Source organism: Gibbsiella greigii (assembly GCF_039540155.1).
In the GTDB taxonomy this organism is placed as follows: Bacteria; Pseudomonadota; Gammaproteobacteria; order Enterobacterales; family Enterobacteriaceae; genus Gibbsiella; species Gibbsiella quercinecans.
In genome coordinates this window covers 364,608-387,028 of record NZ_BAABEM010000006.1, presented here as the reverse complement: position 1 = coordinate 387,028, position 22,421 = coordinate 364,608, and the positions used below count along the sequence as shown (strand labels likewise).

The window sequence follows — 22,421 nt, the reverse complement described above, 5'->3', positions numbered from 1 at the left end:
CGGCGAATGCGGCGCTAAACGGCATCAAGGTTTTTCCATTCGCCGGGCTGCAGATCGCCAAGGGAAAGCTCTCCCATACTGTAGCGAATCAAACGCAGGGTAGGGAACCCGATGTGCGCCGTCATGCGGCGCACCTGGCGGTTGCGCCCTTCAAAAAGGGTGATTTTCAGCCAACAGGTGGGAATGGATTTCCGCTCACGGATCGGCGGATTGCGCGGCCACAGCCAGTCCGGCTCTGCAACGCGCTCGATGCCGGCGGGCAGCGTCATGCCATCTTTCAGCACCACGCCCTGGCGCAATCGGGCCAGATCGTTTTCCTGCGGTTCGCCTTCCACCTGCACATAGTAAACCTTGCCGGTGCGCTTGCCCGGCTGAGTTAGCTGCGCCTGTAATTTGCCGTCGTTGGTCAACACCAGCAGGCCTTCGCTGTCGCGATCCAACCGCCCGGCGGCGTAGACATCGTTAAAAGGGATAAACGCCTTTAGCGTGGTACGGCCGGCTTCATCGGTGAACTGGGGTAATACGTCAAAGGGTTTATTGAATAACACCACCCGGCGCGGCCCCTGGGGAGCAGGGCGGTGGCGTTGGCGGGTTTTGCTGAATCGTTTAACTTGGTGATTTTTAACAGGGAATTTAGTCATAATAGTTGAGATTATGAAGGATTGGCGCATTATAACGCAATCCGTTTTGGATTGGCGTGAACTGAATATTCGAGTAGTATTGACACGTATCTTACAAAGCATTAACAAATTGCGCTTGAAGGAGAGGTTGATGGAAAGCAAAGTAGTGGTTCCGGCGGAAGGTGAGAAAATTACGGTTGATGCCAAGGGTAAACTGGTTGTTCCCAATAACCCGATCATCCCCTTCATTGAAGGCGATGGTATCGGCGTAGACGTTACCCCGGCGATGATTAATGTGGTTGATGCTGCGGTTAACAAAGCCTACGGCGGCGAGCGTAAGATTGCCTGGATGGAAATTTACACCGGTGAAAAATCCACCCACGTTTATGGCAAAGACGTTTGGTTGCCGGATGAAACGCTGGAACTGATTCGTGATTACCGCGTTGCCATCAAAGGCCCCCTGACCACCCCGGTCGGCGGCGGTATCCGCTCCCTGAACGTAGCGCTGCGCCAGCAGTTGGATTTGTACGTCTGTCTGCGCCCGGTGCGTTACTACCAGGGCACGCCAAGCCCGGTAAAACACCCTGAACTGACTGATATGGTGATCTTCCGTGAAAACGCAGAAGACATCTATGCCGGCATTGAATGGAAAGCCGGCTCTGCCGAAGCGGATAAAGTGATCAAATTCCTGCGCGACGAAATGGGAGTGAAGAAGATCCGTTTCCCAGAGCAGTGCGGTATCGGCATCAAGCCATGTTCAGAGCAGGGCACCAAACGCCTGGTGCGCGCAGCGATCGAATACGCTATCGCCAATGACCGCGATTCAGTCACGCTGGTGCACAAAGGCAACATCATGAAGTTCACCGAAGGCGCCTTTAAGGATTGGGGCTATGAGCTGGCGCGTGAAGAATTCGGCGGCACGCCAATCAACGGTGGTCCGTGGCTGACGATCAAAAACCCGAAAACCGGGAAAGATATCGTGGTTAAAGACGTGATTGCCGATGCGTTCCTGCAGCAAATTCTGCTGCGCCCGGCGGAATACGACGTGATCGCTTGTATGAACCTGAACGGTGACTACATCTCCGACGCCCTGGCGGCACAGGTTGGCGGTATCGGCATTGCCCCGGGTGCCAACATTGGCGACGAGTGCGCACTGTTCGAAGCCACCCACGGCACGGCGCCAAAATATGCCGGCCAGGACAAAGTGAACCCAGGTTCAGTGATCCTGTCTGCAGAAATGATGCTGCGTCACATGGGCTGGGTTGAAGCGGCCGATCTGATTGTTAAGGGAATGGAAGGTGCCATCGCCGCCAAGACCGTCACCTATGACTTCGAACGCCTGATGGAAGGCGCTAAACTACTGAAATGCAGCGAGTTTGGCGACGCTATCGTTAAACACATGTAAGCGTGGTTTAGCGCTGAATGATTACGGGAGCTTATGGCTCCCGTATCTTTTTCTGGCCTGGAAAAATCTTCTGCAAAACGGTATATAAAATAACCGTTTTTCATGCCCCAACAACCCTCCATTCTCTGCCTCTATCATCATTGTAACGGTCAGTTTGGCGCTGACTTTTATGCCCCAGCAAATCCTTGGTATTCACTTTTTGTTCCCTGTATAGACGTTCTGACAGCGATCGGATTTCGTGAAAAGTTGGGGGGGGGGGGGAGCCTTTGCCCCAAGATAACCCCGAAAGCTCCCGAATTTTTTTAAAACTGGTGCTGATCGTGTTGGGTTTAATCCCTGCAGATCATCCAGCGCTGGCTGAAACATGCGAGTTTCTGAAGAGTGACCTTGGAAAATATTACGATAACGAAAAGGAAGGGCTAAACATTGATGATCCGCTGCATACGGTGACAAGTCGTGACCTGTTCGGCCTGGTGACGGTCGAAGGTGTGGATTATTAGATTGTCGATATCCGTATGCGCACGCTGCAGCCGCATGAGCTGTACGCCACCTAGGGGGGCCCCTCCTGGTACATCATCGCTTAAGACTACCGCGGGGTTAAATATCCCAAGGATAAACAGGTGGCCCGCTGTGGCAATGCGGTACCGCCTCGTTCGCTGAAGCATTGGTGAGAGTTAATTTTCCTGAGATGTGTGTTAAACGAGAGAGCATGGTTGCGTATAACGCCTGTATTGCCATGTTTATCAACGTTCAAGTTGTCACTAGCCAATTTTGCCCATCTCCCAACTCGTTCCATAACAGTGCTCTCGACAGTAGGCAGTCAATGCTCAGTACTTAGTGCTCAGTATAACCAACGGCCGGCAATGGCCGATTCAATCAGCATGCGGATAGTCAAAGGTTCAGGTTCAATATTCTCGATACGCTGAGTTTTTGGGCGTAAAAAATTTGGGAGTAATCCTTTCTCATGGGGCCAGTATTTTAGAAAGTCGAAGTCAGTGGGATCAACATTAAAACGTTGAAAATAATCAGTCATGATTTCGTGGCCACTTTCACGGACCCAAGGATACTTCCCAGTGGAAAGGCTGGTATCTAAGGTCAGAACCGGCTTTTTTCGAGAGAAGATGACAGGCGAATTCCAGTTTTCACTATACCAGTCAAAAACAGCCTGCCCGGTTTCGTTCAGTTCCATAGTTTGTCATCACCTCGTGCGATACTGTTATATATGTGTGTTGCTTTCCAGGCGATTGTGGTTACGTCATATGCTATGATGGTGATCCCAAGGATTGGTATCCATCGGCCAATAAAAGCCCCTAAATTATTAACATATGAGAATTTTAGTCTACTTATACTCTTGTTTGTCAATGTTGGTAAGCGGGGCGTTTGAACATCTAAAATTCGACGAAGGTTCTCGCTTAAAATTGAAGAGCCTGGCGTAGCTCCTATAGGTTTTGCTCGAGTAGTTTGAGTCGGTTGTCCTAGTATGATGAGCGCCAGCGTAACCAGATCGTCAACCCCGAGTTGCTTGTGTGCTTCATTCAGAAAAACCCAAAAGAAAAGCTCCCCGGTGGTAAGATTGTACATACCGTTGTAGAAGTACGTTCCTCCTAATTCCTCAACCGTATCCATTATCATTCCTTGTGAATTATCATGATCGAAACATAACGGATGGACGTCCATATTTCAATGGAATAACATTGAAATATGGACTGAATCCAATAGGGATGTAGGGCGGGAAGTTGCTATCGGCTATTTCGGCGAGCACATCCTCGAATGTGGAACTGGGGCTTGAATGAATTACTGAAGCCGTTCGTTCTGCAAAACTCAGCTAAAACCAGCATGAACAAAGACATGTTAAGCACGATTTACTTGATATGCTAAAATCTAAAAATACAAAATTTATTGTTTTAATTCATATGGTTATGTTTATTATGGTATCTACTGCTGCGTCACATGGGCTGGGTTGAAGCGGCCGACCTGATTGTTAAGAGGGGGGAAGTTGCTATCGCCGCCAAGACCGTCACCTATGACTTTGAACGCCTGATGGAAGTGGATAAACTATTGAAATATTAAATTTTTGTCAGCGCTATCGTTAAGTGCATGCAACTCCTTTTTCGTAACATAAAGCCAACATAAGTGTGAGGTTTATGTTGGCTTTATTAATGAGAAAATTATTTATTTAAGTTGAGATTTTGAGAATTCTTTTTCTCCGGACATATCATCATTTATAACAAGTTTTTTACCATTAATTAAAAATAAAATATTCCCATCCAGGGGGTTATCCCGCCATCTTCCGACATAATTAGGTTCTGACGGATTGCCAGCACTTCTCCACATAACTTGGTTGCTGTTAATAATCTTGCACTGATATTTCCAAAGTGAATTATCTGTTGGGCGATAATATTGGAGGGCAATTATATTGTCGCTTATCGCTTTTGTTTTAATTATCTTTGGGTTCTGGCTGAATGCGGTTGCAATGGCTGCTTTACATATTTCACTTGACATAAACTCCGCTGAAAAGGCTATGTTAGTATTAGAAAAGAGGATGATGAGGAGAAATATTTTGAGAATATTTGCCATATATAGTCCTTGCACATTAGTTAATTAGAATAGTTTAAATAATAATCAGATGTTAGATTGTCTTAGCACCTAATATGCTACAACAATATAGATTATTTGGGAAATTCATGTTTCTTTCGCAAGACGCCCCAGAATCACCACTTTTGACGGCCGTGGTAATTGCCGGGCCAGTTGTCATTGTTTGCGCTGCATCTGCGCTTTATGTGTCAGCAGTTTGCGAATGCGCTCAATGATTTTACCCAGCTTGTATGGTAATCCCCCCGAAAAACCGGTGTGTTCATAAGTAGAATTTTCTCGTAACCTGAACCGGGGAGATCTCTATGAAAAAATCACGTTTCACTGACAGCCAGATCATGTCCATTCTGAAGCAAGCCGAGGCAGGAACGCCGGTGGCCGAATTGTGCCGCGAGCATGGCATGAGCAACGCCAGTTTCTATAATTGGCGTTCACGCTTTGGCGGGATGGATGCTTCCATGATGACCCGCCTCAAAGAACTGGAAGAGGAAAATCGTCGCCTCAAAAAAATGTATGCTGAAGAGCGTCTCAAGGCCGAAATTATTCAGGAAGCCATGGCAAAAAAGTGGTGAAGCCATCGCGTCGAAAGCAGATGGCGCAAGAAGCCGTCAGGAGCCGAAACGTCAGCGTGCGCTTTGCCTGCCGGCTGTTTGTTGTCAGCGAAAGTTGTTATCGCTACCAGCCGCAACGAAATGAAGAAAATGACGTCATCGCCGACTGGCTGCTCCGTATCACTGACAGTCAGCGTAACTGGGGATTTGGCCTGTGTTTTCTGTATCTGCGTAACGTAAAAGGTTTCCGGTTTAACCATAAAAGAGTGTACCGGATTTATTGCGGGTTGTCGCTTAACATGCGGATCAAGCCGAAAAAACGACTGAAACGGGATAAACCTGAGCCACTGGCGGTGCCTGAAAGTGGCAACGAATGCTGGTCGATGGATTTCATGCATGATCAGCTATCGGATGGACGTTCTGTTCGTTTACTGAATGTTATCGATGACTTTAATCGGGAAGCGCTGGCGATTGAGGTGGATTTTTCCCTGCCAGCGAGTCGGGTGGTCAGAACACTGGAGCAACTCATTGAATGGAAGGGAAAACCAGCAGCTATCCGGTGCGATAATGGGCCAGAATATACAGGCAGGATACTGATGTCATGGGCGGCCCGACAGAATATAACCCTGCGTTTTATTCAGCCCGGTAAACCTCAGCAGAACGCTTATATTGAGCGATATAATCGTACAGTGCGCTATGACTGACTAGGGCAGTACCTGTTTTCCTCGCTGGATGAATTGCAGGACTATGCCACACGCTGGCAATGGTTTTATAATCACGAGCGTCCGAATATGGCGTTGAATGGCTACACGCCGATGCAGCATATTCAACGCATGACCTGATTCTACTTATCACCTCCGTTAAAAAGGGGAGGATTACCATTGATTTGAAAACAAGGTGGACACTAAATCAAGGAAAGAACATTATCTACACTCAAAAGCTTGCCATATCATCGATAGTGTAATAATAAGGTGTTTTTGCATCCATGGATAAGGTGACGCTATGCTGGGAAATATTTTTAATTTTGAGTCTATTATATCGATTGTGTTCGGTTCGCTTGTAAGTTTCAAAGCGTTAAATGTGAAGGGTGTTATCAATAACCAAAGCTCTACAATTAATGGTGATGGGAACTCTGTTACGTATAACAATTACATGGCAACCACTAAAAATAACTTTAAATACCTTTGGAATGTCCTTTTTTTTATTGTGTTGCTCTTATTGCCTTTTTGGGGTGTTAACTTTGGCATGGTTTTATACTCATTCTCATTTTTGTCATTGTTGTTTTGCCTTGTCGGGGTGGCGATAACAGTTCGTAATTATGGTGGTGGGCGTGTATTGGATGTTTTTTATATAGTGCTAACTTTGCTGATAAGCGTTTTGGCTTTTTACACTGTAGTTAATATGGATAATTTTTGGGTTTATTATCAAGGTTATTACGGGCGATTGTTTATTGCGATTGCCTCGTTCACACTTTCATTATTCTACATTGAATATTTAACTGAGCTTCTTAACATACTCATAGTGTCATTTGGTTTTGTGATGGTTTTTGTTTCGTTAATGTATTCGACATTTGCATATATAAAAGAAAGGGGTTTTGATGAGGTTGTCAAGTTTTCTTGCTATAATTTTACTGTTGCAGTAATCGGGTATGTTTTGGCATCAAATACTCTTTGGGCATTAAAAAATAACCAGCTTCCATATGTTTTATATGTTTTTCATGCCCCGGAAAGTTTCTTCACATCATTTTTTGAGTAGGTCGGTTGTGCCTTAGTCCTTCCAACCCCTTTCCGTTGTCGCCGCCCTCTCCGGGCGGCATCTTTTCCGCATGAACAATCAATCCGGCATTCTGCGCCTGCAAGGTGGACGCTAAATCAAGGACAGATCAAGCTAGCTTATGCGATAAGAGCCATCTTCCATCCTTGTTCCATCAGCCTCTGCATCTCTTTCAAACATCATTCGGATACTCTTATCCAAAATATCTCCGCTAGCTTCAGACTTATCTTTTCTTAAAGCGGCTTGTAACTGTGAGATGTCACTGGCACTGTCACCCATCGGCCAGAGCGCAGCTCGCGCTAATCTTCGTTTGCGTGACATAAGCCCCTGGAGTAAGCAGTCGAAAGAGTGCTCCTGGTATCCAGCATGTATGGCCATTGGCATATGAATTTGGACTGGGTGCTGTTGGCCGATGCGATGCATGCGATCATTACATTGCTCTTCAACAGCAGGGTTCCACCAGCGAGACAGGTGAATGACATGTGATGCGGCAGTCAACGTTAAACCCGTTCCTGCCGCTTTAGGACCGAGCACCAGCAAGTCAAAGCCACCATCTTGCTTAAGATGGCGCTGGAATCGGCGCACAATGGCTTGACGCTGCTGAATGGGCGTATCGCCGTTAATATGATCAATATGCTCAAGGCCGAATTCCTGGCGAGCCAGTTCCATAAATCGGAACTGCATCTTACGGTGTTCGATGAAAACCAGAGCACGCTCACTTTTTGCTTTGATACGATGCAGAATCTCAAAACATGCATTCAGACGAGCAGATGCATCAATAAAACTCTGATTGTCGCCGCTCATTTCCATAGCTGGATGTACTGAAACGCCACGTATATGCTGCAGCATTTTAAGTGCAGCGCCGGGCCCCCCCTGAGAGAGTTTTAACCGAGCTGTTTCGTAGGCAATAGCTTGCCCTTCAGGCATCAGGCGCGGATGGAGAAAGCGTGTTTTTGCAGGCAGCTCTTTCGCAACATCTTCTTTTAAACGGCGGAACGCTAAAGGCGGTAGCTGATTGCGAGGTTCAAAGACTTGCTGATACAGCTGAAGCATATTCTGCTCATCAGGTTCGCTATACAGTTTATTGAAATTACGCAATGTATCCAAAGAACCGGGGGCCAATTGGTCCATTACCGCCCATAGATCGGTCGTGGTATTTTCAATCGGTGTGCCTGTCAGGCCAATTCGATAGTCAGCATTGACGGCGCGCGCGGCGCGAGATCGTAGCGAGTCAGGATTTTTGACTACCTGTATTTCATCAAACACCACGGCCGAGAAATGGATCTTCGCAAAGGAGTGCTGATAATTGGTGAGCGTTGTATAGGTTGTTAATATCCAGAAGCGATGGCCTTTTCCTTCATTGATTGCTTCATGCAACTGCTCAAAATTTAGCAGGGTATTGCCATCTTTAGTTTCAATACCTTTAGCATCGAAATTCTTATATTGGCTTAATGATGAACCATATAGGCGAAGCAAATGGCCGAGCCCTTCACTATCTGTATGCTGCGTGACCTCTGCGTTCCAGTTTTCCAGCAATGATGTGGGGGCAACAATAAGTATCGGCCCACGATCTTTATTGCTGGCAGTGCTGACGAGGTTGTTCTCTTTTAACCAGCGCAGAAATGCAATGGTTTGTAGTGTTTTACCCAATCCTTGTTCATCTGCATTCAAAATGCCGGGCATGCCTGATTTCCATGATAAAATTTGCAGGCTAAAGCTCTCTAATTGATGCGGTCGTAATGCAGTGCTAACGCCAGAGGGTAGTTGTTCATCAATAAACACGGGGCGTTCGATACGGTCAGGCTGCCAGGATAATTCTTCAAAGTTGTCTTTTGTATCCAAAATAACCGTAGTGGGAGATAGCTCATCAACTGCAGGAGTGTCTTCTTTTTCGGTTGTTTCCGCAGTGTCTTCCATCTCTTTAAGACCAGACAAACGCTTTTCAAGCGCGCGCAATGTGTCTTCTGTGGCTTTAATCGGATGAGAAGCGACCTCAACTTCCACCTGTAATGCATCTATGGCATCACGCATTTGCTTGCAGACGCCTGCCAGCGCCTGACTATCCATCGCATCAATAATTTTGGCCAGGGCATCAGGGATTATCTCAGGCAACCAAATCGTTTCTCCAGTCATGGGCGCGGAAACAGCGCTTTTGCGGTAATGTAAAATACCTTTAACGCGTTCGGAATATTCGACGGTTTCGATAAATGCTGGACCGGCTGCAGCTTCAATCGCTTCTTCTTCGCCAACATCGTCGAGCTCTTCCAGCTTACCTGACTGTCTCAGAAACTTTTCTACAGCATCGGTAATTGCAGGTCGCGGGTTTTCGATAAAAGCACGCCGTTCTTCAGGTGAAGACTTTTGCTTCTGTACCATGACGTCAAGTATGGGGCGAGCACTTCGGTCAATGACCAGATAATTGCCTTCGCCAACACGATAAGCGGAAAGTGCTCCTTGAGTTCTGACTCGCTGCTGGAAACGACGTAGCGTTTGTTCACTTAATTCACCTGCAGTTTCGCTGACAGCTTCTCCGTTGTTTTCAAGTTCCTCCACGTTTTTGGCAGAGAAAGGGACGATTTCGAAATCGTCAGTGCCATTTGAGCTGGTGGAAATAGAAAAACGATCGGCGATGCGGACTTCTAAACCTTGCATGAAGTCGGTCATCGAGACACGAACAGCATTGATCTCATTGCCCATATGGACGCCAGGATCGAGAGCTTGTCGGAAGCGTGCCAGCGATTCCCAGTCCGATGCTTCTCCGCCGCCTGGTGTAAAGTTCTCGGCAACTTCAACAGCCTCCATCATCCACAATGGCAACCGGCGTAGCCCTTGAGATGTGGCTAAAATTGATCCGGTTCGGTGTGGTATTTGGCGAACACCGTTGCGTAGCCATTCATGCTGTAGACGAAAGGCATCGCTTCCGAGTGAGCCTTCAATATCAGTTTTCAATGTCAGATCGACGAGAGGCGGTAGACCCAAAGTTTGCGCCGTTTCGGCGTCCAGTCGGCCAGCCAGATGATGACTCATTACGATAGCGTCATCACTGATGTGTAAGGACTCTTCAAATTCTTCTGCCAGTGCTTTCAGATCGGCAATGGCGAAAGCTAAGGCGCGATCGTTATGCGTTAGGCCAGACAAAGTCGCGGGCTGCTGTCTTTTAAACAGGCGATTAATGAAGCTCTGTTTTTCTTCAGTAATATTGAGGGTAATCGCTTCTGCATTATGATTGAAGGTAAATGTCATGACAGATACTCAATTTTCTCACGCACTTTATCCTGCCAACTGCTAAGATGCGGAATGGCAACAGGATTTGGCAGGTTTCGAATTTGTTCACAGTCATAGGATAATTTAAACAGTTCTGGTGCTTTTTTATTATCACCACTAAAAATGTGTACTTTATAATTATGCGAACCTTCAATCACAATGCATCTCCCGATTTTCAGAATGAGCAGCGACGTATTTTTTCTGCCACTAGCGATCTGACGTCCAAATGTCAACGTGGCACCTTCCCGCATAGTTCTTTTTATCGATCTGGCTCGCATATCTGCTTCTGCACTAAAAGCAACCCATGCCGAATCAATCTTGCCCTGATGGTATAAATTGAGCCAAAACTTGCGTCGAGGCTCCCACATATGACTATCTTCAACGTCAGAGACCACATCCAAAAAGAACAGAATGTTCTCGCGTGTCAGCCAACTGATGATTAGGTTCCGGCAGTGTTCATCCACACTGCCCCATACGCCACCGCGACTCAGCCGCGGGTCTTCGTAAAGGGCCACCAGCGTTTCGGTCAGATAGCGTGAAAGTTCTTCATCGGGCTGTTTATGCAGCCAGTGTGACAACAGCGCGTTGATAGCTTCAGCGGCACCATTCATTAACGCACCACTTCGGCCATCCGGTTTTAACCAAGCAAACAGTTTATCAATGGCTGGTCTTTCATGTAATTCAGGTGCAAGCAACGCTATATAAGCCAAGTGGGTGTGCGACATTAGACCCGGATCGTGCGGGCGTGTGATGCCAAACTGTTTGAGCTCTTTCCATGGTGAATCCATAGTTATCATCTTTTTGGCCAATGCTTGATGCGCCTGGTTAGCGTCAAAGAATTCAGGTAATTGCTCGAGAATCTCTTTCCACTTATCGCTCATGTACACACTGGCGATATCAAGACAGTTTTTAATTTTTGTTGTGTGCGTTGAACCCGGTTCGTAACTGCGAATATAGGCCGAAATCATTGCGGAAATAAAGGAAGATGAATCCGTAACAATGGTTTCCCGCAGATAGAACTCCTGCAGCGCAGCAAAATCATCCTGATTTCTGAACTCTTTATCAAAAACAATCGGTGCGCCAGAGCAGATGAAGGACATTTTTACTTCATCCCATTGCCAACTCTCTACGTAGCTAAGCAGCTTGCGTAATACCTTTTCACGATCGCGCTCGGCAATTTCCCTAACGACATCAGGCCAGCGCGCGTGAATAGCCTGAACCTTGGCTGACAAGCCTTTTGAAATCGGTAATGCAGGCTTGAATAGAGATAGGGGGTTAAGAAAAATATCGCTCAATTTCATGGCGTACTCTTCTTCAAAGGCTCGATCAGACGTTTGCGAATGCCTTCAATTTCCGCTGCATTCACGGGGGTATGCATAATGATACGTAGATCGATACGGCGGTTCATCGCCATATTCTGCGGCGTATCATTGGGCTTAACCGGGCGCATTTTACCGTAGCCGGCCACGGAGAGTACCGGCTGATTGCGCATATTGGAATGTGCAACTAAATCCGGTGCTGCGGAGAGCATGCTGGTGAAAGTTGTGATGGCGCGATTAGTTGAAAGGTTCAGGTTATAAACATCTTCACCTTTGGCATCGGTATGCCCCTCAATCTGCACCGCTTCAATAATGGCAAATGAAGGGTTACAGCTTTTGTTCCAAGTGATACTTTGGCTGAAGGTATAGCAGGGCAAGAGCGAATCGAGGGTTTTCGCCAGTGCTTCGACAATTTTTCGTTTGTCGTCACTCAATGCGTAGCTATTACTGCTAAACAAGCCCTCGCCTTGAAAACGCAGCGTGCCTTCCTCGGGAATCACGTCGACAGGTAATTCAGGAAATGATCGCTTAAGATTATTGCGCAACTGATAAAGTAAATTGAGGCGGGCAGCGGCCGCCTGTGACATATATTGCTCCAGCGGATCAACTTGCTTTAATAATGCAATTTCGGTGCGCAAATCTTCGATGGTTTTATCCCGCGTTTGAACTGCCTGTTCGTACTCGTCACGCGGAACTGTATTTTTATCGTTGTAGCGGCTAGCAAAGAAAGCGAGCAGCACCATGACAATAAACAGGAAACTGACTGTCATATCTGTCATTGAGACAAAAACGGATTCTCCTTCTGCTTCCTCTTCATTGGAATGCTTACGGCTGGCGCTGGCTCTCATGACATTCGCCCTTGTTTCGGTGCGAAGTTCTCAGCCTGGTCGACAATACTCTGCATCGTATCTAGCGCAGGCATCAGCTCAGCCTGCATGGTTTTAACATGATCGAAGAGCGTTTCTACCGATGTGGCAACTTGCTGTTGATAGATATCGAATGCCTTGCCCAGCTTTTCGTCAATGCCATCCAGTCGTTCACCCTGACCGCGTAACGCCGTAATCAAAGCTTGAAGATTGGTCAGCGTGGATTCAACAGCGCGATGTTGACCGCCCAGCGTTTCTTGCGCAGCTGATAGCGTCATTGCAGATTGTTCGGCATTGGTTTTAGCCGCATTGGCAATGGCTGAAAGGCTATTTTCACTGCTCTCACGCAATTGGCGCGTGCTGGCTTCGATTCGCTCCATCATCGCCCGAATAGGGTCAGCAGCATTTGCCAGAGACTGAGCAGATGTGCGGAAGCTACCCGATGCATTTTCAGAGGCGGCGGCACCTTCTTTAATCCCTTCAGAAGCGCGGCGCAGTGCGGTGCTAGTTTCTGTGAGCATGCCAATCATGCCCTCCAGTTTTTCCGCAATGGTGGAAAGAGGGGAAAGGAGTTCACTACTGGCTTCCTGTGTCATCGCCTGAGTTGCTTTCGTTATCTCTCCCGCAGTATTGCTGAATGCGCTCAGTACATGAGTAGCAGCCTGTCCAATGGTGTCGCTGGCCTGTGACGCTGATTCAGACATGCGAGCCTGCGCCGCTTCGGCACCTTGTTTTGCGGCAGTTTCCAGTTCGGTACGAATACCTAATGCGGCAGCTTTCATATCGGCGGCTGCCTCGCCCATGGCACGCGCACCATCGCTGGTATTGTCTCTGATGCCTTGTAAGGTCGAATTCATGGTGGCCAGCAGGTTTTCGGCACCCTGATTAAAGACGGATGTAGCCGTATCTGCTGTTTGCTGCATGCCATCGCGCAGCGTTTCTACCGCCTGGCCCAAACGCCCAATCGCGCTTTCCATCTCGCTACCCATTTTCCCGGAGCTTTGATCCATGCGCTCCGCCAGCAGTTTAATTTGGTCACCAGCCAGCGAAATACGCTCACTGGCTTGCGCTAAAGCATGACCGACATCTTCAGAAAAACGTGAGGAAAGGTTTTGCACCATCTCGCCTACGCCATCATTACCCAAACGGCTGACCTGTTCGATGACTGGCGTAATAGCCGAGCTGATCGATTCCGATATCGCTCTTGGCAGATCTTCGCGCAGTGGGCGACCAATCTCTGCCACCATCTCCAGCCCAAGCTTGCGGAAATGTTCGCGACTTTCAATAGTCGCTTTAAGCTGGCGACTGGATAAATCTTCCAGACTGATAAATGTCAGGCGCTTCTCAATCAAACTGTTGAGGCTGTGAACTGCTTTTTCCAATCGTGAGGTTCCGCGGCGCAGTGACACGGTAAAGACGATGGAGCAGCACAGGCCAGTCAGGGACATGATGAACTTTGCGGATGCAATGGTAAGCAAACCCTCTAATGCTGTACTGCCGCCATCGTTCAGCGAGGTGCTCATCGAATTGAGTGCAGAAATCAGGCCCAGGAAGGTCAGAGACAGGCCTACAGTTACAAATAGTCCCGGAACGATGCGCCAGAAACCTTGCGTGAAGTGCAAATCATCTAGATTGAAAAACTGACTGGGGCGAACAGCATTGCGTACCACTAAGGTGCCGTCCTGATCGTCGATCACATGGGTTTCTCGATACTCTTTCCATGCCTCGGCCACATTTTGCTGTTCTTCGGTCACGTTTAAGCCAGCGATATCGGCATCGACGTCGGTAACGTGCGGGCTAAATTCATTTTCAGGAGTTTTGGCAATAATGGCATGGATGCTGCTAAGTGCTGTACGGCGGCGTTTAACCAGCTTTTGCCAACGTACAACTGCAAAACAAAGCGTGGCGACTAGCAGAATAGTCACGTAGCCCGGAGCTGCATCATTTTTCAAAAGCGAAGCTATATACAAGATTCCGTTACGAACAAGCACGCCGGGAAGCAGCAGTGAATCCATATTTACACCATAACTAACGAGAAGGAGGGGGGATTTTTCTTTTGAGATTACTCTAATGGATTTTACTGATCTTATCTATCATCACGCATTGGTGACATAATCAGTTTTGCCTGAATTAATTAACTTATAAAAAAATCATTACATTAGGTTTTTCCGGTGTTATCAAAGAGTGATGAGGTTGAAAAAATATTAGTTTTTCTGCGTTTTACCCGTGTTTAAGCGGTGTATCTTAATACATTTGTTTCTTGTCCTAACACTCACTCGTTGTATGATTTTGACCATCGTATTTTTTTGCATATGGCGTTTGCTGTTTCGACTGGGTTGTCGAACGCAAACGGTGGATCACTCATTCAACGCGTTCGCTGAACCATTTTGTCTGACAACAATTTCTCGCAAACCGCTGCCTTTATCTGGTCGGTAGCTGACCTGCTTCGTGATGACTTCGAACAATCTCATTATGGCCGAGTGATCCTGCCTTTCAAGTTGCTGATGCGTCGTCTGGTGTCGTGCTAGCGCCCACAAAAGATGCAGTGGTAGTGAAAGCATTAACGATGGATATATCGAACAATGACCCGTTTTCCGTTCGATACAATTATAGGGGATTCCGGTAGAGCAAGAAGCGTAGTAACAAAACCATGTGCGAGATCTTGTCATGAAGCTGACTGTTTAAAGGATTTCACGTACAGGCTAATTTGTTTAAGGCCGACAAACTCAGCTTCTTTGTCTCGCCGCTAACTAACTTTCTTGTCGATATCTGTCAAACAGGTTTATGTGCTCAATTTCATGATAGCAGGGATGATGCAGCATGTGGATGCATCACCCACTACATCACCTGTAATGCCAGAAAACAAAAAGGACTCAGCCAGTTTCCTGTCTAAACTCTTGATATTTGGTGGCCCCTGCTGGACTTGAACCAGCGACCAAGCGATTATGAGTCGCCTGCTCTAACCACTGAGCTAAGGGGCCGTGCGGGCGTGATTATACGGTAATCTTTTGGTACAGGTCTACAGTAGCGCTACCGGATGTTGCTTTTCTGAGCATTTCTAGCTTGTTGTAATTGCAGGCGGATTTTGCGATAACCACGATATACCCTTCATACTTCAAGTTGCAGGTGTGTTGGCTTGGTTACTCGGCCCATCCCTGGGCCTCGCCCCTTCGGGGCCGCTGCCAACAGCGTTCAAATCTGCTCCCAGCAGATTTGTCGCTCACCCCAGTCACTTACTCAAGTAAGCTCCTGGGGATTCGCTGCGTTGCCGCCTGCCTGCAACTCGAATTATTTTGGGTATAAATCGTATCAATGGGAAGAATGATGATTACCGATATTCTGGCGAACAACCTGCGCGTGGTGTTTTGCGGCATTAACCCCGGCCTTTCCACGGCGCACCACGGTTACCACTTTGCCAATGCCAATAATCGGTTCTGGAAGGTGATTCACCTGGCCGGTTTTACCGAGCGGCAGCTGGCGCCGGAAGAGGAAATGCACCTGTTGGACACCGGCTGCGGCATTACCATGCTGGTGGAGCGCCCGACGGTGGAAGCCAGTGAACTGGCGCGTAACGAGCTGCGCACCGGCGGCGAGGCGCTAAAGGCCAAGATGCTGCAGTACCAGCCGCAGGCGTTGGCGGTGTTGGGCAAACAGGCGTTCAGCAGCGCCTTTGGCGTCCGTCAGGTGCCCTGGGGGCGCCAGGCGCTGACGATAGGTAAAACCGAGGTCTGGGTGTTGCCGAACCCCAGCGGGCTTAACCGCGCCACGCTGGAGCAGCTTAGCGAAAGCTATCGCCAACTGGCCATCGCGCTGGAAAGCCGGCAATAAAGTATTGCCGGGGGCGGTTGGCCGAAGAGGCGGGCAGGGCGGCCGCCATAAAAAACCCCGGCGTGCGGTGCAGGCCGGGGTTTTTCGTGCGTTAAACGCGTTTAGTCATCCAGGAAGCTGCGCAGCACTTCCGAACGGCTTGGGTGGCGCAGTTTACGCAGCGCTTTGGCTTCGATCTGGCGAATACGTTCACGGGTAACGTCGAACTGTTTACCGACTTCTTCCAACGTATGGTCGGTGTTCATATCGATACCGAAACGCATGCGCAGCACTTTCGCTTCGCGCGCGGTCAGGCCGGCCAGCACATCGTGCGTTGCCGAGCGCAGGCTTTCAGAGGTTGCGGAATCCAACGGCAACTCGAGGGTGGTATCCTCGATGAAATCGCCCAGATGTGAATCTTCGTCATCGCCGATCGGTGTTTCCATCGAGATTGGCTCTTTGGCGATCTTCAGCACCTTGCGGATTTTGTCTTCCGGCATCAGCATGCGTTCAGCCAGCTCTTCTGGCGTCGGCTCGCGGCCCATTTCCTGCAGCATTTGGCGCGAAATACGGTTGAGCTTGTTGATGGTCTCAATCATATGCACCGGAATACGGATGGTGCGCGCCTGGTCGGCGATGGAACGGGTGATCGCCTGGCGGATCCACCAGGTGGCATAGGTGGAGAACTTGTAGCCACGGCGATATTCGAACTTGTCGACCGCTTTCATCAGGCCGATGTTGCCTTCCTGAATCAGATCCAGGAACTGCAGGCCGCGGTTGGTGTATTTCTTGGCGATCGAAATAACCAGACGCAGGTTAGCCTCAACCATTTCTTTCTTCGCCCGGCGCGCTTTCGCTTCGCCAATGGACATGCGGCGGTTAATGTCTTTTACCTGCTCGATGGTCAGGCCGGTTTCTTCTTCGATCTGGCGCAGTTTCTGCAGGCTGCGCTGAACGTCTTCTTCAACGTCTTTCAGCTTTTCAGACCACGGTTTGGCCATCGCCAGTGCTGCTGCGAACCAGGCGTCGCTGGTTTCGTTGCCGGCGAACAGATTGACGAAGTTTTTCTTCGGCATTTTGCACTGCTCAACACACATCTTCATGATGATGCGTTCCTGGGTACGCACGCGATCCATCATGGTACGCATGCTGTTGACCAGGAAGTCGAACTGTTTTGGCACCAGGCGGAACTGCTTGAACACTTCCGACAGTTTCAGAATTTCTTCTGCTGAGCTGGCGTGGCTGCGGCCGTTTTTCTTGATGATCAGGCGAGTCGCTTCGTACTGATCGCGCAGTTCGGTGAACTTCTGGCGCGCCAGTTCCGGATCGATGCTGTTATCGTCGTCAGCATCGTCGTCGTCATCTTCCTCTTCTTCGTCGTCATCTTGATCTTCGGTCGACAGTTCCGAACCGATATGGGTGGCGGTGGGGGCGATGTCCTCTTCCGCGTTAGGATCGACGAAGCCGGTGATCAGATCGGACAGGCGCGATTCACCTGCTTCAACGCGATCATACTGCTCCAGCAGATAGGTGATGGCTTCCGGGTATTCGGCTACGGAGCACTGCACCTGATTGATACCGTCTTCGATACGTTTAGCGATGTCGATTTCGCCTTCGCGCGTCAGTAGCTCAACGGTACCCATTTCACGCATGTACATGCGCACCGGGTCGGTAGTACGGCCGATCTCGGATTCAACGCTGGAAAGCACCTGGGCGGCCGCTTCTACCGCATCTTCATCGGTATCGGTGGTGTTCTCGGCCAGCATCAAATCATCGGCGTCCGGTGCTTCTTCCATCACCTGGATGCCCATGTCGTTGATCATCTGGATGATGTCTTCGATCTGGTCGGAGTCGACGATATCTTCCGGCAGATGGTCATTGACCTCAGCATAGGTCAGATAGCCTTGCTCCTTACCACGGGTGACAAGTAGCTTAAGCTGTGACTGCGGGTTTTGCTCCATAAGACGGTATCCACACTTCAGAGTATTTGGGTTGGTGTCGGTCGGCGAAACCGCCAACAATAGCATTTGGGGCGTTTTTGTTATAGCCGCGGCCCACCCTAGCGGCATTTTGTGGGGCTCGGCCCGCACACGTTTCGGCACTTAAGCCGTTTAATATTCAGTTTTTCTTCGCCAGAACCTGGTTTAGCGAGCGGACTTCTTCACGTTCTTCCGGGCTCAGGCCGCGCGTTCTTGCCTGCGCAATTAGCGTCTCCAGCCGGTGCTCCAGCACGGAGTCATACAGGCTGGCTAATGTATCTAAAAAGGTCTGTTCGACCATGTCCTCGACGATCATATGGTTCCATGTCGCCAGGGTTTCAAGCTGTTGGCTGAATTTGTTGTCGCGATACAGCTCCAGCAACTGGCCGGTAGTCAGGCCGGGCTGGGCCAGGCAGGTATGCACCAGCTCAACAAATAACGGCAAGCCCGCCAGCTTGGCTTGCCCTAAACCTTCCAGTGAAGGAATAAGTGTAGCCAAGCGCGGATTTTGTACCAACAACCCTATCAGTATACGCATGGTTGTGCGTTTTAGCTGGGGCGCCTGATAAGTATTCGCATTTTCCGTCTGTTTGGGCATCAGCTTGTCAAGCTGGCTGTCATCCAGCAGGCCCAGTTTGCTGCCCAACTGTTGGCGCAAATACAGGCGCAGCGTCTCACCCGGCACCTGGGCAATCAGCGGCAGCGCCAGCGCGCTCAGCTTGGCGCGGCCGTCGGGGCTGCTCAAATCCACTTGCGGCATCAGCGTTTCGAACAAGAAGGTGGAAAGCGGCTGCGCCTGCTCCATCCGTTGTTCGAAAGCGTCTTTGCCTTCCTTGCGCACCAATGTGTCCGGGTCTTCGCCGTCGGGCAAAAACATAAACCGCATCTGCCGCCCATCGTTCAGGTAGGGCAGCGCGGTCTCCAGCGCGCGCCAGGCGGCTTCGCGGCCAGCCCGGTCGCCGTCGTAACAGCAGACGACATTATCGGTGGCGCGGAACAGCAGTTGGATATGGTCTGCCGTTGTTGAGGTGCCCAACGAAGCAACGGCGTAATTAATGCCGTACTGCGCCAGCGCCACCACGTCCATATAGCCTTCTACCACCAACAGGCGCGAAAGCGTTGCGTTGCTCTGCTGCGCTTCATACAGGCCATAAAGCTGGCGGCCCTTGTGGAAAACCTCGGTTTCCGGCGAGTTCAGGTATTTCGGCACTCCGTCGCCCAGCACGCGCCCGCCGAAGGCGATAACCCGCCCGCGCTTATCGCGAATAGGGAACATCACGCGCTCACGAAAGCGATCGTAGGTGCGGCCCTGCTCGTTGTTGACCAGCATGCCCGCGTCGTTCAGCGCGCTGCGGTTTTCGGCATCACGGCCAAAGCGTTTTAAGGCGTTATCCCAACCGGTCGGGGCGAAACCGATGGCGAAATGGCGGATAACCTCTTCGCTCAATCCACGCTGCTGCAGGTAATCACGCGCCTGCTTGCCGTTGGGTTGAGCCAACGCCTGCTGATAGAATGCGCTTAGCTGTTCCATCAACTGGTAAAGGCTTTGGCGCTGATGGCGTTCTATCTGGCTGGGGCCGGTGCCTGCTTCGTATGGCACTTCCAGCCCGTGCATGGTGGCCAGTTCTTCGATGGTTTCGACAAAATCCAGCCTGTCGTAATTCATCAGAAAGTCGATGGCGTTACCGTGGGCGCCACATCCGAAACAGTGGTAGAACTGCTTGTCGCCGTTAACGGTGAATGAAGGGGTTTTCTCATGATGGAACGGACAGCACGCATGGTAGTTCTTGCCTTGCTTTTTCAGCTTCACGCGGGCATCGATCAAATCGATGATGTCGGTGCGAGCCAGCAAGTCATTGATAAATACGCGTGGAATTCGTCCAGCCATAAGCCCTTATTCGACTGCCTATAAACGAGAACAAGCCGCGCATTCCTTACGGAAAGCACGGCCTTCGTATACAACTACTCGGTCTGCGCTTATAAAACACGCGGTGGGGTTACCCCCAGGGAATTAATACAGACGAGTGCGGCGTGCGTTTTCGCGAGCCAGTTTCTTCGCGTGGCGTTTAACAGCAGAAGCTTTAGCGCGTTTGCGTTCGGTGGTCGGTTTTTCATAGAACTCACGACGACGAACTTCAGCTAAAACGCCTGCTTTTTCGCATGAACGCTTGAAACGACGCAGTGCAACGTCAAATGGCTCGTTTTCACGTACTTTAATTACCGGCATGTGCCTCTCACCTCAATAGAATTCGGTTTGTTGCTGGCCAAGCGCCAGCCTTTTCAAAATGGTGCGGAATTTTACTCCAATGAGTGGTGCTTTGTAAAGCACCATGACAAATTCCTACCAGCCCATACCGTACTGGCGCACGCAATTTTGCAATGGCCGCTGATTATAGACTAATCGGAAAAAATTGCTCGCTTTTAATCGGAAAAACATCTTGGCTACGCATCTGGCCCGTTTGCGCTGGGGGGGCGGTAAACGGGCGCGGTTGTGCTAAACTGGCGGCCGCCTGTGAATGATGGGAAATGTGATGCGAGTACTGGGTATAGAAACGTCCTGCGATGAAACCGGAATCGCAGTGTATGATGATCAGGCCGGTTTGTTAGCTAACCAATTGTACAGCCAGGTGAAACTGCACGCGGATTATGGCGGCGTGGTGCCAGAGCTGGCTTCGCGCGATCACGTGCGCAAAACCGTGCCGCTGATTCAGGCGGCGCTGAAAGAAGCTAACCTGTCTGCTGCGGATATCGATGGCGTTGCCTACACCGCCGGGCCGGGCCTGGTGGGGGCGTTGCTGGTGGGCGCCACCGTTGGGCGCGCGCTGGCGTTTGCCTGGAATGTGCCCGCCGTGCCGGTGCACCATATGGAAGGGCACCTGCTGGCGCCGATGCTGGAAGATAGCCCACCGGCCTTCCCGTTCGTCGCGCTGTTGGTTTCCGGCGGCCATACCCAACTGATCAGCGTGACCGGCATCGGCCAATATACCCTGCTGGGGGAATCGATCGACGATGCGGCCGGCGAAGCCTTCGATAAAACCGCCAAACTGCTGGGGCTTGATTACCCCGGCGGCCCGATGTTGTCCAAAATGGCCCAGCAGGGCAACGCCGGGCGCTTTGTGTTCCCGCGCCCGATGACCGATCGCCCTGGGCTGGATTTCAGCTTCTCCGGCCTGAAAACCTTTGCCGCCAATACCATTCGCGGCAAAGGCAGCGATGCGCAGACCCGCGCCGATATCGCCCGCGCGTTTGAGGATGCGGTGGTGGATACGCTGGCGATCAAGTGTAAACGCGCGCTGGATCAAACCGGGTTTACCCGGCTGGTGATGGCCGGCGGCGTGAGCGCCAACCGCACGCTGCGCGGCAAACTGGCGGAAATGATGCACAAACGCGGCGGGGAGGTGTTTTACGCCCGGCCGGAGTTTTGTACCGATAACGGCGCGATGATCGCCTACGCCGGGCTGGTGCGCCTGAAAAGCGGCGGCATCAGCCCCACGCTTGGCGTTACCGTTCGCCCGCGCTGGCCGCTGGCCGAACTGCCTGCGGTATAAGCCGCCATGCAGGGCTGGCGAGCGCCGGCCCTGCCGTTTACTTCTTGGTTTCTTCTTCCGGCGTTTCTGGCTTCTTCTTGCGCAGCTTATTCCAGATTTTTCCTTCCTGCCCGCGCCACAGGCGCTGGATATTATCGTGGTGGCGCATCAGGATCAGGCAGGAGAGCATCGCCACCGGGAAGGTGAACTGCGGTTTGAACCACCAGACATAAAAGGGGGCGATCAGCGCGCTGATAATCGCCCCCAGCGAGGAATAACCGCTGAGCAACACGGTCAGCAGCCAGGTGCCGGTCATCAGGCCGGTCAGATCCCAGCCGATTGGCGCAATGGCGCCGAAAGCGGTGGCTACGCCTTTCCCGCCGCGGAAGTGGAAAAATATCGGGTAGATGTGGCCAAGGCAGGCGGCGATAGCCGTCAGGCCAAGGTACATCGGCGGTATTTCAAGCTCGTATGCCAGCCAGACCGGCAACATGCCTTTCAATATATCGAATACCAGCACTGATGCCGCCGCCAGGCGGCCGCCAATGCGTAGGACGTTAGTCGCCCCTGGATTCCCTGAGCCATGTAAACGCGGATCGGGCAGCTTGGCGATCCGACATACCAAGATCGCGCTGGAAATAGAGCCACAGAGATACGCGAAGATAATCATGCCAAGCGCGGTAGCACTCATAACGCGGTTCCGTTTAATAATGGTCGT

16 protein-coding genes, 1 tRNA gene and 5 pseudogenes are annotated in these 22,421 nt (G+C 50.3%); 8 read left to right on the top strand and 14 right to left on the bottom strand.

Annotated elements, in window-relative coordinates:
- Window positions 1–14 precede the first annotated feature (14 nt).
- Window positions 15–641, bottom strand: a complete 627-nt coding sequence (gene rluE / locus AC559G_RS05005; RefSeq protein ID WP_498911729.1) for a 23S rRNA pseudouridine(2457) synthase RluE — start codon at window positions 639–641, stop codon at window positions 15–17.
- Between the two features lie 130 nt (window positions 642–771).
- Between rluE and icd the strand changes: the two genes are divergently transcribed.
- Window positions 772–2,025 (top strand): NADP-dependent isocitrate dehydrogenase, encoded by a 1,254-nt coding sequence (gene icd, locus AC559G_RS05000; protein ID WP_498911728.1) that lies wholly within the window; start codon window positions 772–774, stop codon window positions 2,023–2,025.
- Window positions 2,026–2,125: 100 nt separating this feature from the next.
- On the opposite strand, the pseudogene AC559G_RS04995 reads toward icd, so the two are convergent.
- Window positions 2,126–2,359 (bottom strand): annotated as a pseudogene (locus AC559G_RS04995) (tyrosine-type recombinase/integrase); the annotation flags it as partial.
- 52 nt (window positions 2,360–2,411) lie between these two features.
- On the opposite strand from AC559G_RS04995, the pseudogene AC559G_RS04990 reads away from it, so the two are divergent.
- Window positions 2,412–2,734: pseudogene (locus tag AC559G_RS04990) on the top strand (DNA cytosine methyltransferase); the annotation flags it as partial.
- Window positions 2,735–2,866: 132 nt separating this feature from the next.
- Here the strand turns inward: AC559G_RS04990 and AC559G_RS04985 are convergent.
- Together AC559G_RS04985 and AC559G_RS04980 are read right to left on the bottom strand one after the other, a co-directional pair.
- Window positions 2,867–3,214, bottom strand: coding sequence for a DUF1493 family protein (locus AC559G_RS04985; protein ID WP_462616019.1), 348 nt, complete (start codon window positions 3,212–3,214; stop codon window positions 2,867–2,869).
- Window positions 3,205–3,651: an STM2901 family protein gene (locus AC559G_RS04980; RefSeq protein WP_498911727.1), complete on the bottom strand. Its 447-nt coding sequence runs from the start codon at window positions 3,649–3,651 to the stop codon at window positions 3,205–3,207. Before AC559G_RS04980 ends, AC559G_RS04985 begins: the two co-directional genes overlap by 10 nt.
- A gap of 309 nt (window positions 3,652–3,960) precedes the next feature.
- On the opposite strand from AC559G_RS04980, the pseudogene AC559G_RS04975 reads away from it, so the two are divergent.
- A pseudogene (locus AC559G_RS04975) lies at window positions 3,961–4,095 on the top strand (NADP-dependent isocitrate dehydrogenase); the annotation flags it as partial.
- Between the two features lie 102 nt (window positions 4,096–4,197).
- On the opposite strand, the gene AC559G_RS04970 reads toward AC559G_RS04975, so the two are convergent.
- Window positions 4,198–4,602: a hypothetical protein gene (locus tag AC559G_RS04970; protein WP_498911726.1), complete on the bottom strand. Its 405-nt coding sequence runs from the start codon at window positions 4,600–4,602 to the stop codon at window positions 4,198–4,200.
- A 320-nt stretch (window positions 4,603–4,922) separates the two neighbouring features.
- Here AC559G_RS04970 and AC559G_RS04965 point away from each other — a divergent pair.
- Together AC559G_RS04965 and AC559G_RS04960 are read left to right on the top strand one after the other, a co-directional pair.
- A pseudogene (locus tag AC559G_RS04965) lies at window positions 4,923–6,010 on the top strand (IS3 family transposase).
- 160 nt (window positions 6,011–6,170) lie between these two features.
- Window positions 6,171–6,923, top strand: coding sequence for a hypothetical protein (locus AC559G_RS04960; protein WP_498911725.1), 753 nt, complete (start codon window positions 6,171–6,173; stop codon window positions 6,921–6,923).
- Window positions 6,924–7,055: 132 nt separating this feature from the next.
- Here the strand turns inward: AC559G_RS04960 and AC559G_RS04955 are convergent, their stop codons facing one another.
- The 4 genes from AC559G_RS04955 to AC559G_RS04940 are packed head-to-tail and all read right to left on the bottom strand — an operon-like array spanning window position 7,056 to window position 14,405.
- On the bottom strand, window positions 7,056–10,184 hold the full coding sequence (locus AC559G_RS04955) for a DEAD/DEAH box helicase (RefSeq protein ID WP_498911724.1): 3,129 nt from the start codon (window positions 10,182–10,184) through the stop codon (window positions 7,056–7,058).
- Window positions 10,181–11,506: an EH signature domain-containing protein gene (locus AC559G_RS04950; RefSeq protein WP_498911723.1), complete on the bottom strand. Its 1,326-nt coding sequence runs from the start codon at window positions 11,504–11,506 to the stop codon at window positions 10,181–10,183. The genes AC559G_RS04955 and AC559G_RS04950 overlap by 4 nt, the downstream gene beginning before the upstream one ends.
- Complete coding sequence (locus AC559G_RS04945) at window positions 11,503–12,372, bottom strand: OmpA family protein (protein ID WP_498911722.1); 870 nt, start codon at window positions 12,370–12,372, stop codon at window positions 11,503–11,505. Before AC559G_RS04945 ends, AC559G_RS04950 begins: the two co-directional genes overlap by 4 nt.
- A complete protein-coding gene (locus AC559G_RS04940; RefSeq protein WP_498911721.1) occupies window positions 12,369–14,405 on the bottom strand; it encodes a hypothetical protein in 2,037 nt (678 codons plus the stop codon). Before AC559G_RS04940 ends, AC559G_RS04945 begins: the two co-directional genes overlap by 4 nt.
- A gap of 372 nt (window positions 14,406–14,777) precedes the next feature.
- Between AC559G_RS04940 and AC559G_RS04935 the strand changes: the two are divergent.
- Window positions 14,778–14,947, top strand: a pseudogene (locus AC559G_RS04935) (type I restriction-modification system subunit M N-terminal domain-containing protein); the annotation flags it as partial.
- A 348-nt stretch (window positions 14,948–15,295) separates the two neighbouring features.
- Here AC559G_RS04935 and AC559G_RS04930 read toward each other — a convergent pair.
- A tRNA-Ile gene (locus AC559G_RS04930) sits at window positions 15,296–15,371 on the bottom strand.
- 343 nt (window positions 15,372–15,714) lie between these two features.
- Between AC559G_RS04930 and mug the strand changes: the two genes are divergently transcribed.
- On the top strand, window positions 15,715–16,218 hold the full coding sequence (mug, locus tag AC559G_RS04925) for a mismatch-specific DNA-glycosylase (RefSeq protein ID WP_498911953.1): 504 nt from the start codon (window positions 15,715–15,717) through the stop codon (window positions 16,216–16,218).
- A gap of 101 nt (window positions 16,219–16,319) precedes the next feature.
- On the opposite strand, the gene rpoD is transcribed toward mug, so the two are convergent.
- The 3 genes from rpoD to rpsU all read right to left on the bottom strand — a co-directional run bounded on the left by rpoD (window position 16,320) and on the right by rpsU (window position 20,403).
- Window positions 16,320–18,158 carry an RNA polymerase sigma factor RpoD gene (rpoD, locus tag AC559G_RS04920; RefSeq protein ID WP_498911720.1) on the bottom strand — a complete coding sequence of 613 codons (1,839 nt, stop codon included), beginning with the start codon at window positions 18,156–18,158 and terminating at the stop codon, window positions 16,320–16,322.
- Between the two features lie 157 nt (window positions 18,159–18,315).
- Window positions 18,316–20,064: a DNA primase gene (gene dnaG, locus AC559G_RS04915; RefSeq protein WP_498911719.1), complete on the bottom strand. Its 1,749-nt coding sequence runs from the start codon at window positions 20,062–20,064 to the stop codon at window positions 18,316–18,318.
- Between the two features lie 123 nt (window positions 20,065–20,187).
- Window positions 20,188–20,403, bottom strand: coding sequence for a 30S ribosomal protein S21 (gene rpsU, locus AC559G_RS04910; RefSeq protein WP_001144069.1), 216 nt, complete (start codon window positions 20,401–20,403; stop codon window positions 20,188–20,190).
- Window positions 20,404–20,707: 304 nt separating this feature from the next.
- Between rpsU and tsaD the strand changes: the two genes are divergently transcribed.
- Window positions 20,708–21,724, top strand: coding sequence for a tRNA (adenosine(37)-N6)-threonylcarbamoyltransferase complex transferase subunit TsaD (tsaD, locus tag AC559G_RS04905; RefSeq protein ID WP_498911718.1), 1,017 nt, complete (start codon window positions 20,708–20,710; stop codon window positions 21,722–21,724).
- A 37-nt stretch (window positions 21,725–21,761) separates the two neighbouring features.
- On the opposite strand, the gene plsY is transcribed toward tsaD, so the two are convergent.
- Window positions 21,762–22,394 carry a glycerol-3-phosphate acyltransferase gene (gene plsY / locus AC559G_RS04900; protein ID WP_498911717.1) on the bottom strand — a complete coding sequence of 211 codons (633 nt, stop codon included), beginning with the start codon at window positions 22,392–22,394 and terminating at the stop codon, window positions 21,762–21,764.
- Window positions 22,395–22,421: the final 27 nt, after the last annotated feature.

Bases quoted from the DNA above. Each gene is read 5' to 3' on its own strand.
- rluE (WP_498911729.1), bottom strand. From the start codon at position 641: ATGACTAAATTCCCTGTTAAAAATCACCAAGTTAAACGATTCAGCAAA.
- icd (WP_498911728.1), top strand. From the start codon at position 772: ATGGAAAGCAAAGTAGTGGTTCCGGCGGAAGGTGAGAAAATTACGGTT.
- AC559G_RS04985 (WP_462616019.1), bottom strand. From the start codon at position 3,214: ATGGAACTGAACGAAACCGGGCAGGCTGTTTTTGACTGGTATAGTGAA.
- AC559G_RS04980 (WP_498911727.1), bottom strand. From the start codon at position 3,651: ATGGATACGGTTGAGGAATTAGGAGGAACGTACTTCTACAACGGTATG.
- AC559G_RS04970 (WP_498911726.1), bottom strand. From the start codon at position 4,602: ATGGCAAATATTCTCAAAATATTTCTCCTCATCATCCTCTTTTCTAAT.
- AC559G_RS04960 (WP_498911725.1), top strand. From the start codon at position 6,171: ATGCTGGGAAATATTTTTAATTTTGAGTCTATTATATCGATTGTGTTC.
- AC559G_RS04955 (WP_498911724.1), bottom strand. From the start codon at position 10,184: ATGACATTTACCTTCAATCATAATGCAGAAGCGATTACCCTCAATATT.
- AC559G_RS04950 (WP_498911723.1), bottom strand. From the start codon at position 11,506: ATGAAATTGAGCGATATTTTTCTTAACCCCCTATCTCTATTCAAGCCT.
- AC559G_RS04945 (WP_498911722.1), bottom strand. From the start codon at position 12,372: ATGAGAGCCAGCGCCAGCCGTAAGCATTCCAATGAAGAGGAAGCAGAA.
- AC559G_RS04940 (WP_498911721.1), bottom strand. From the start codon at position 14,405: ATGGATTCACTGCTGCTTCCCGGCGTGCTTGTTCGTAACGGAATCTTG.
- mug (WP_498911953.1), top strand. From the start codon at position 15,715: ATGATTACCGATATTCTGGCGAACAACCTGCGCGTGGTGTTTTGCGGC.
- rpoD (WP_498911720.1), bottom strand. From the start codon at position 18,158: ATGGAGCAAAACCCGCAGTCACAGCTTAAGCTACTTGTCACCCGTGGT.
- dnaG (WP_498911719.1), bottom strand. From the start codon at position 20,064: ATGGCTGGACGAATTCCACGCGTATTTATCAATGACTTGCTGGCTCGC.
- rpsU (WP_001144069.1), bottom strand. From the start codon at position 20,403: ATGCCGGTAATTAAAGTACGTGAAAACGAGCCATTTGACGTTGCACTG.
- tsaD (WP_498911718.1), top strand. From the start codon at position 20,708: ATGCGAGTACTGGGTATAGAAACGTCCTGCGATGAAACCGGAATCGCA.
- plsY (WP_498911717.1), bottom strand. From the start codon at position 22,394: ATGAGTGCTACCGCGCTTGGCATGATTATCTTCGCGTATCTCTGTGGC.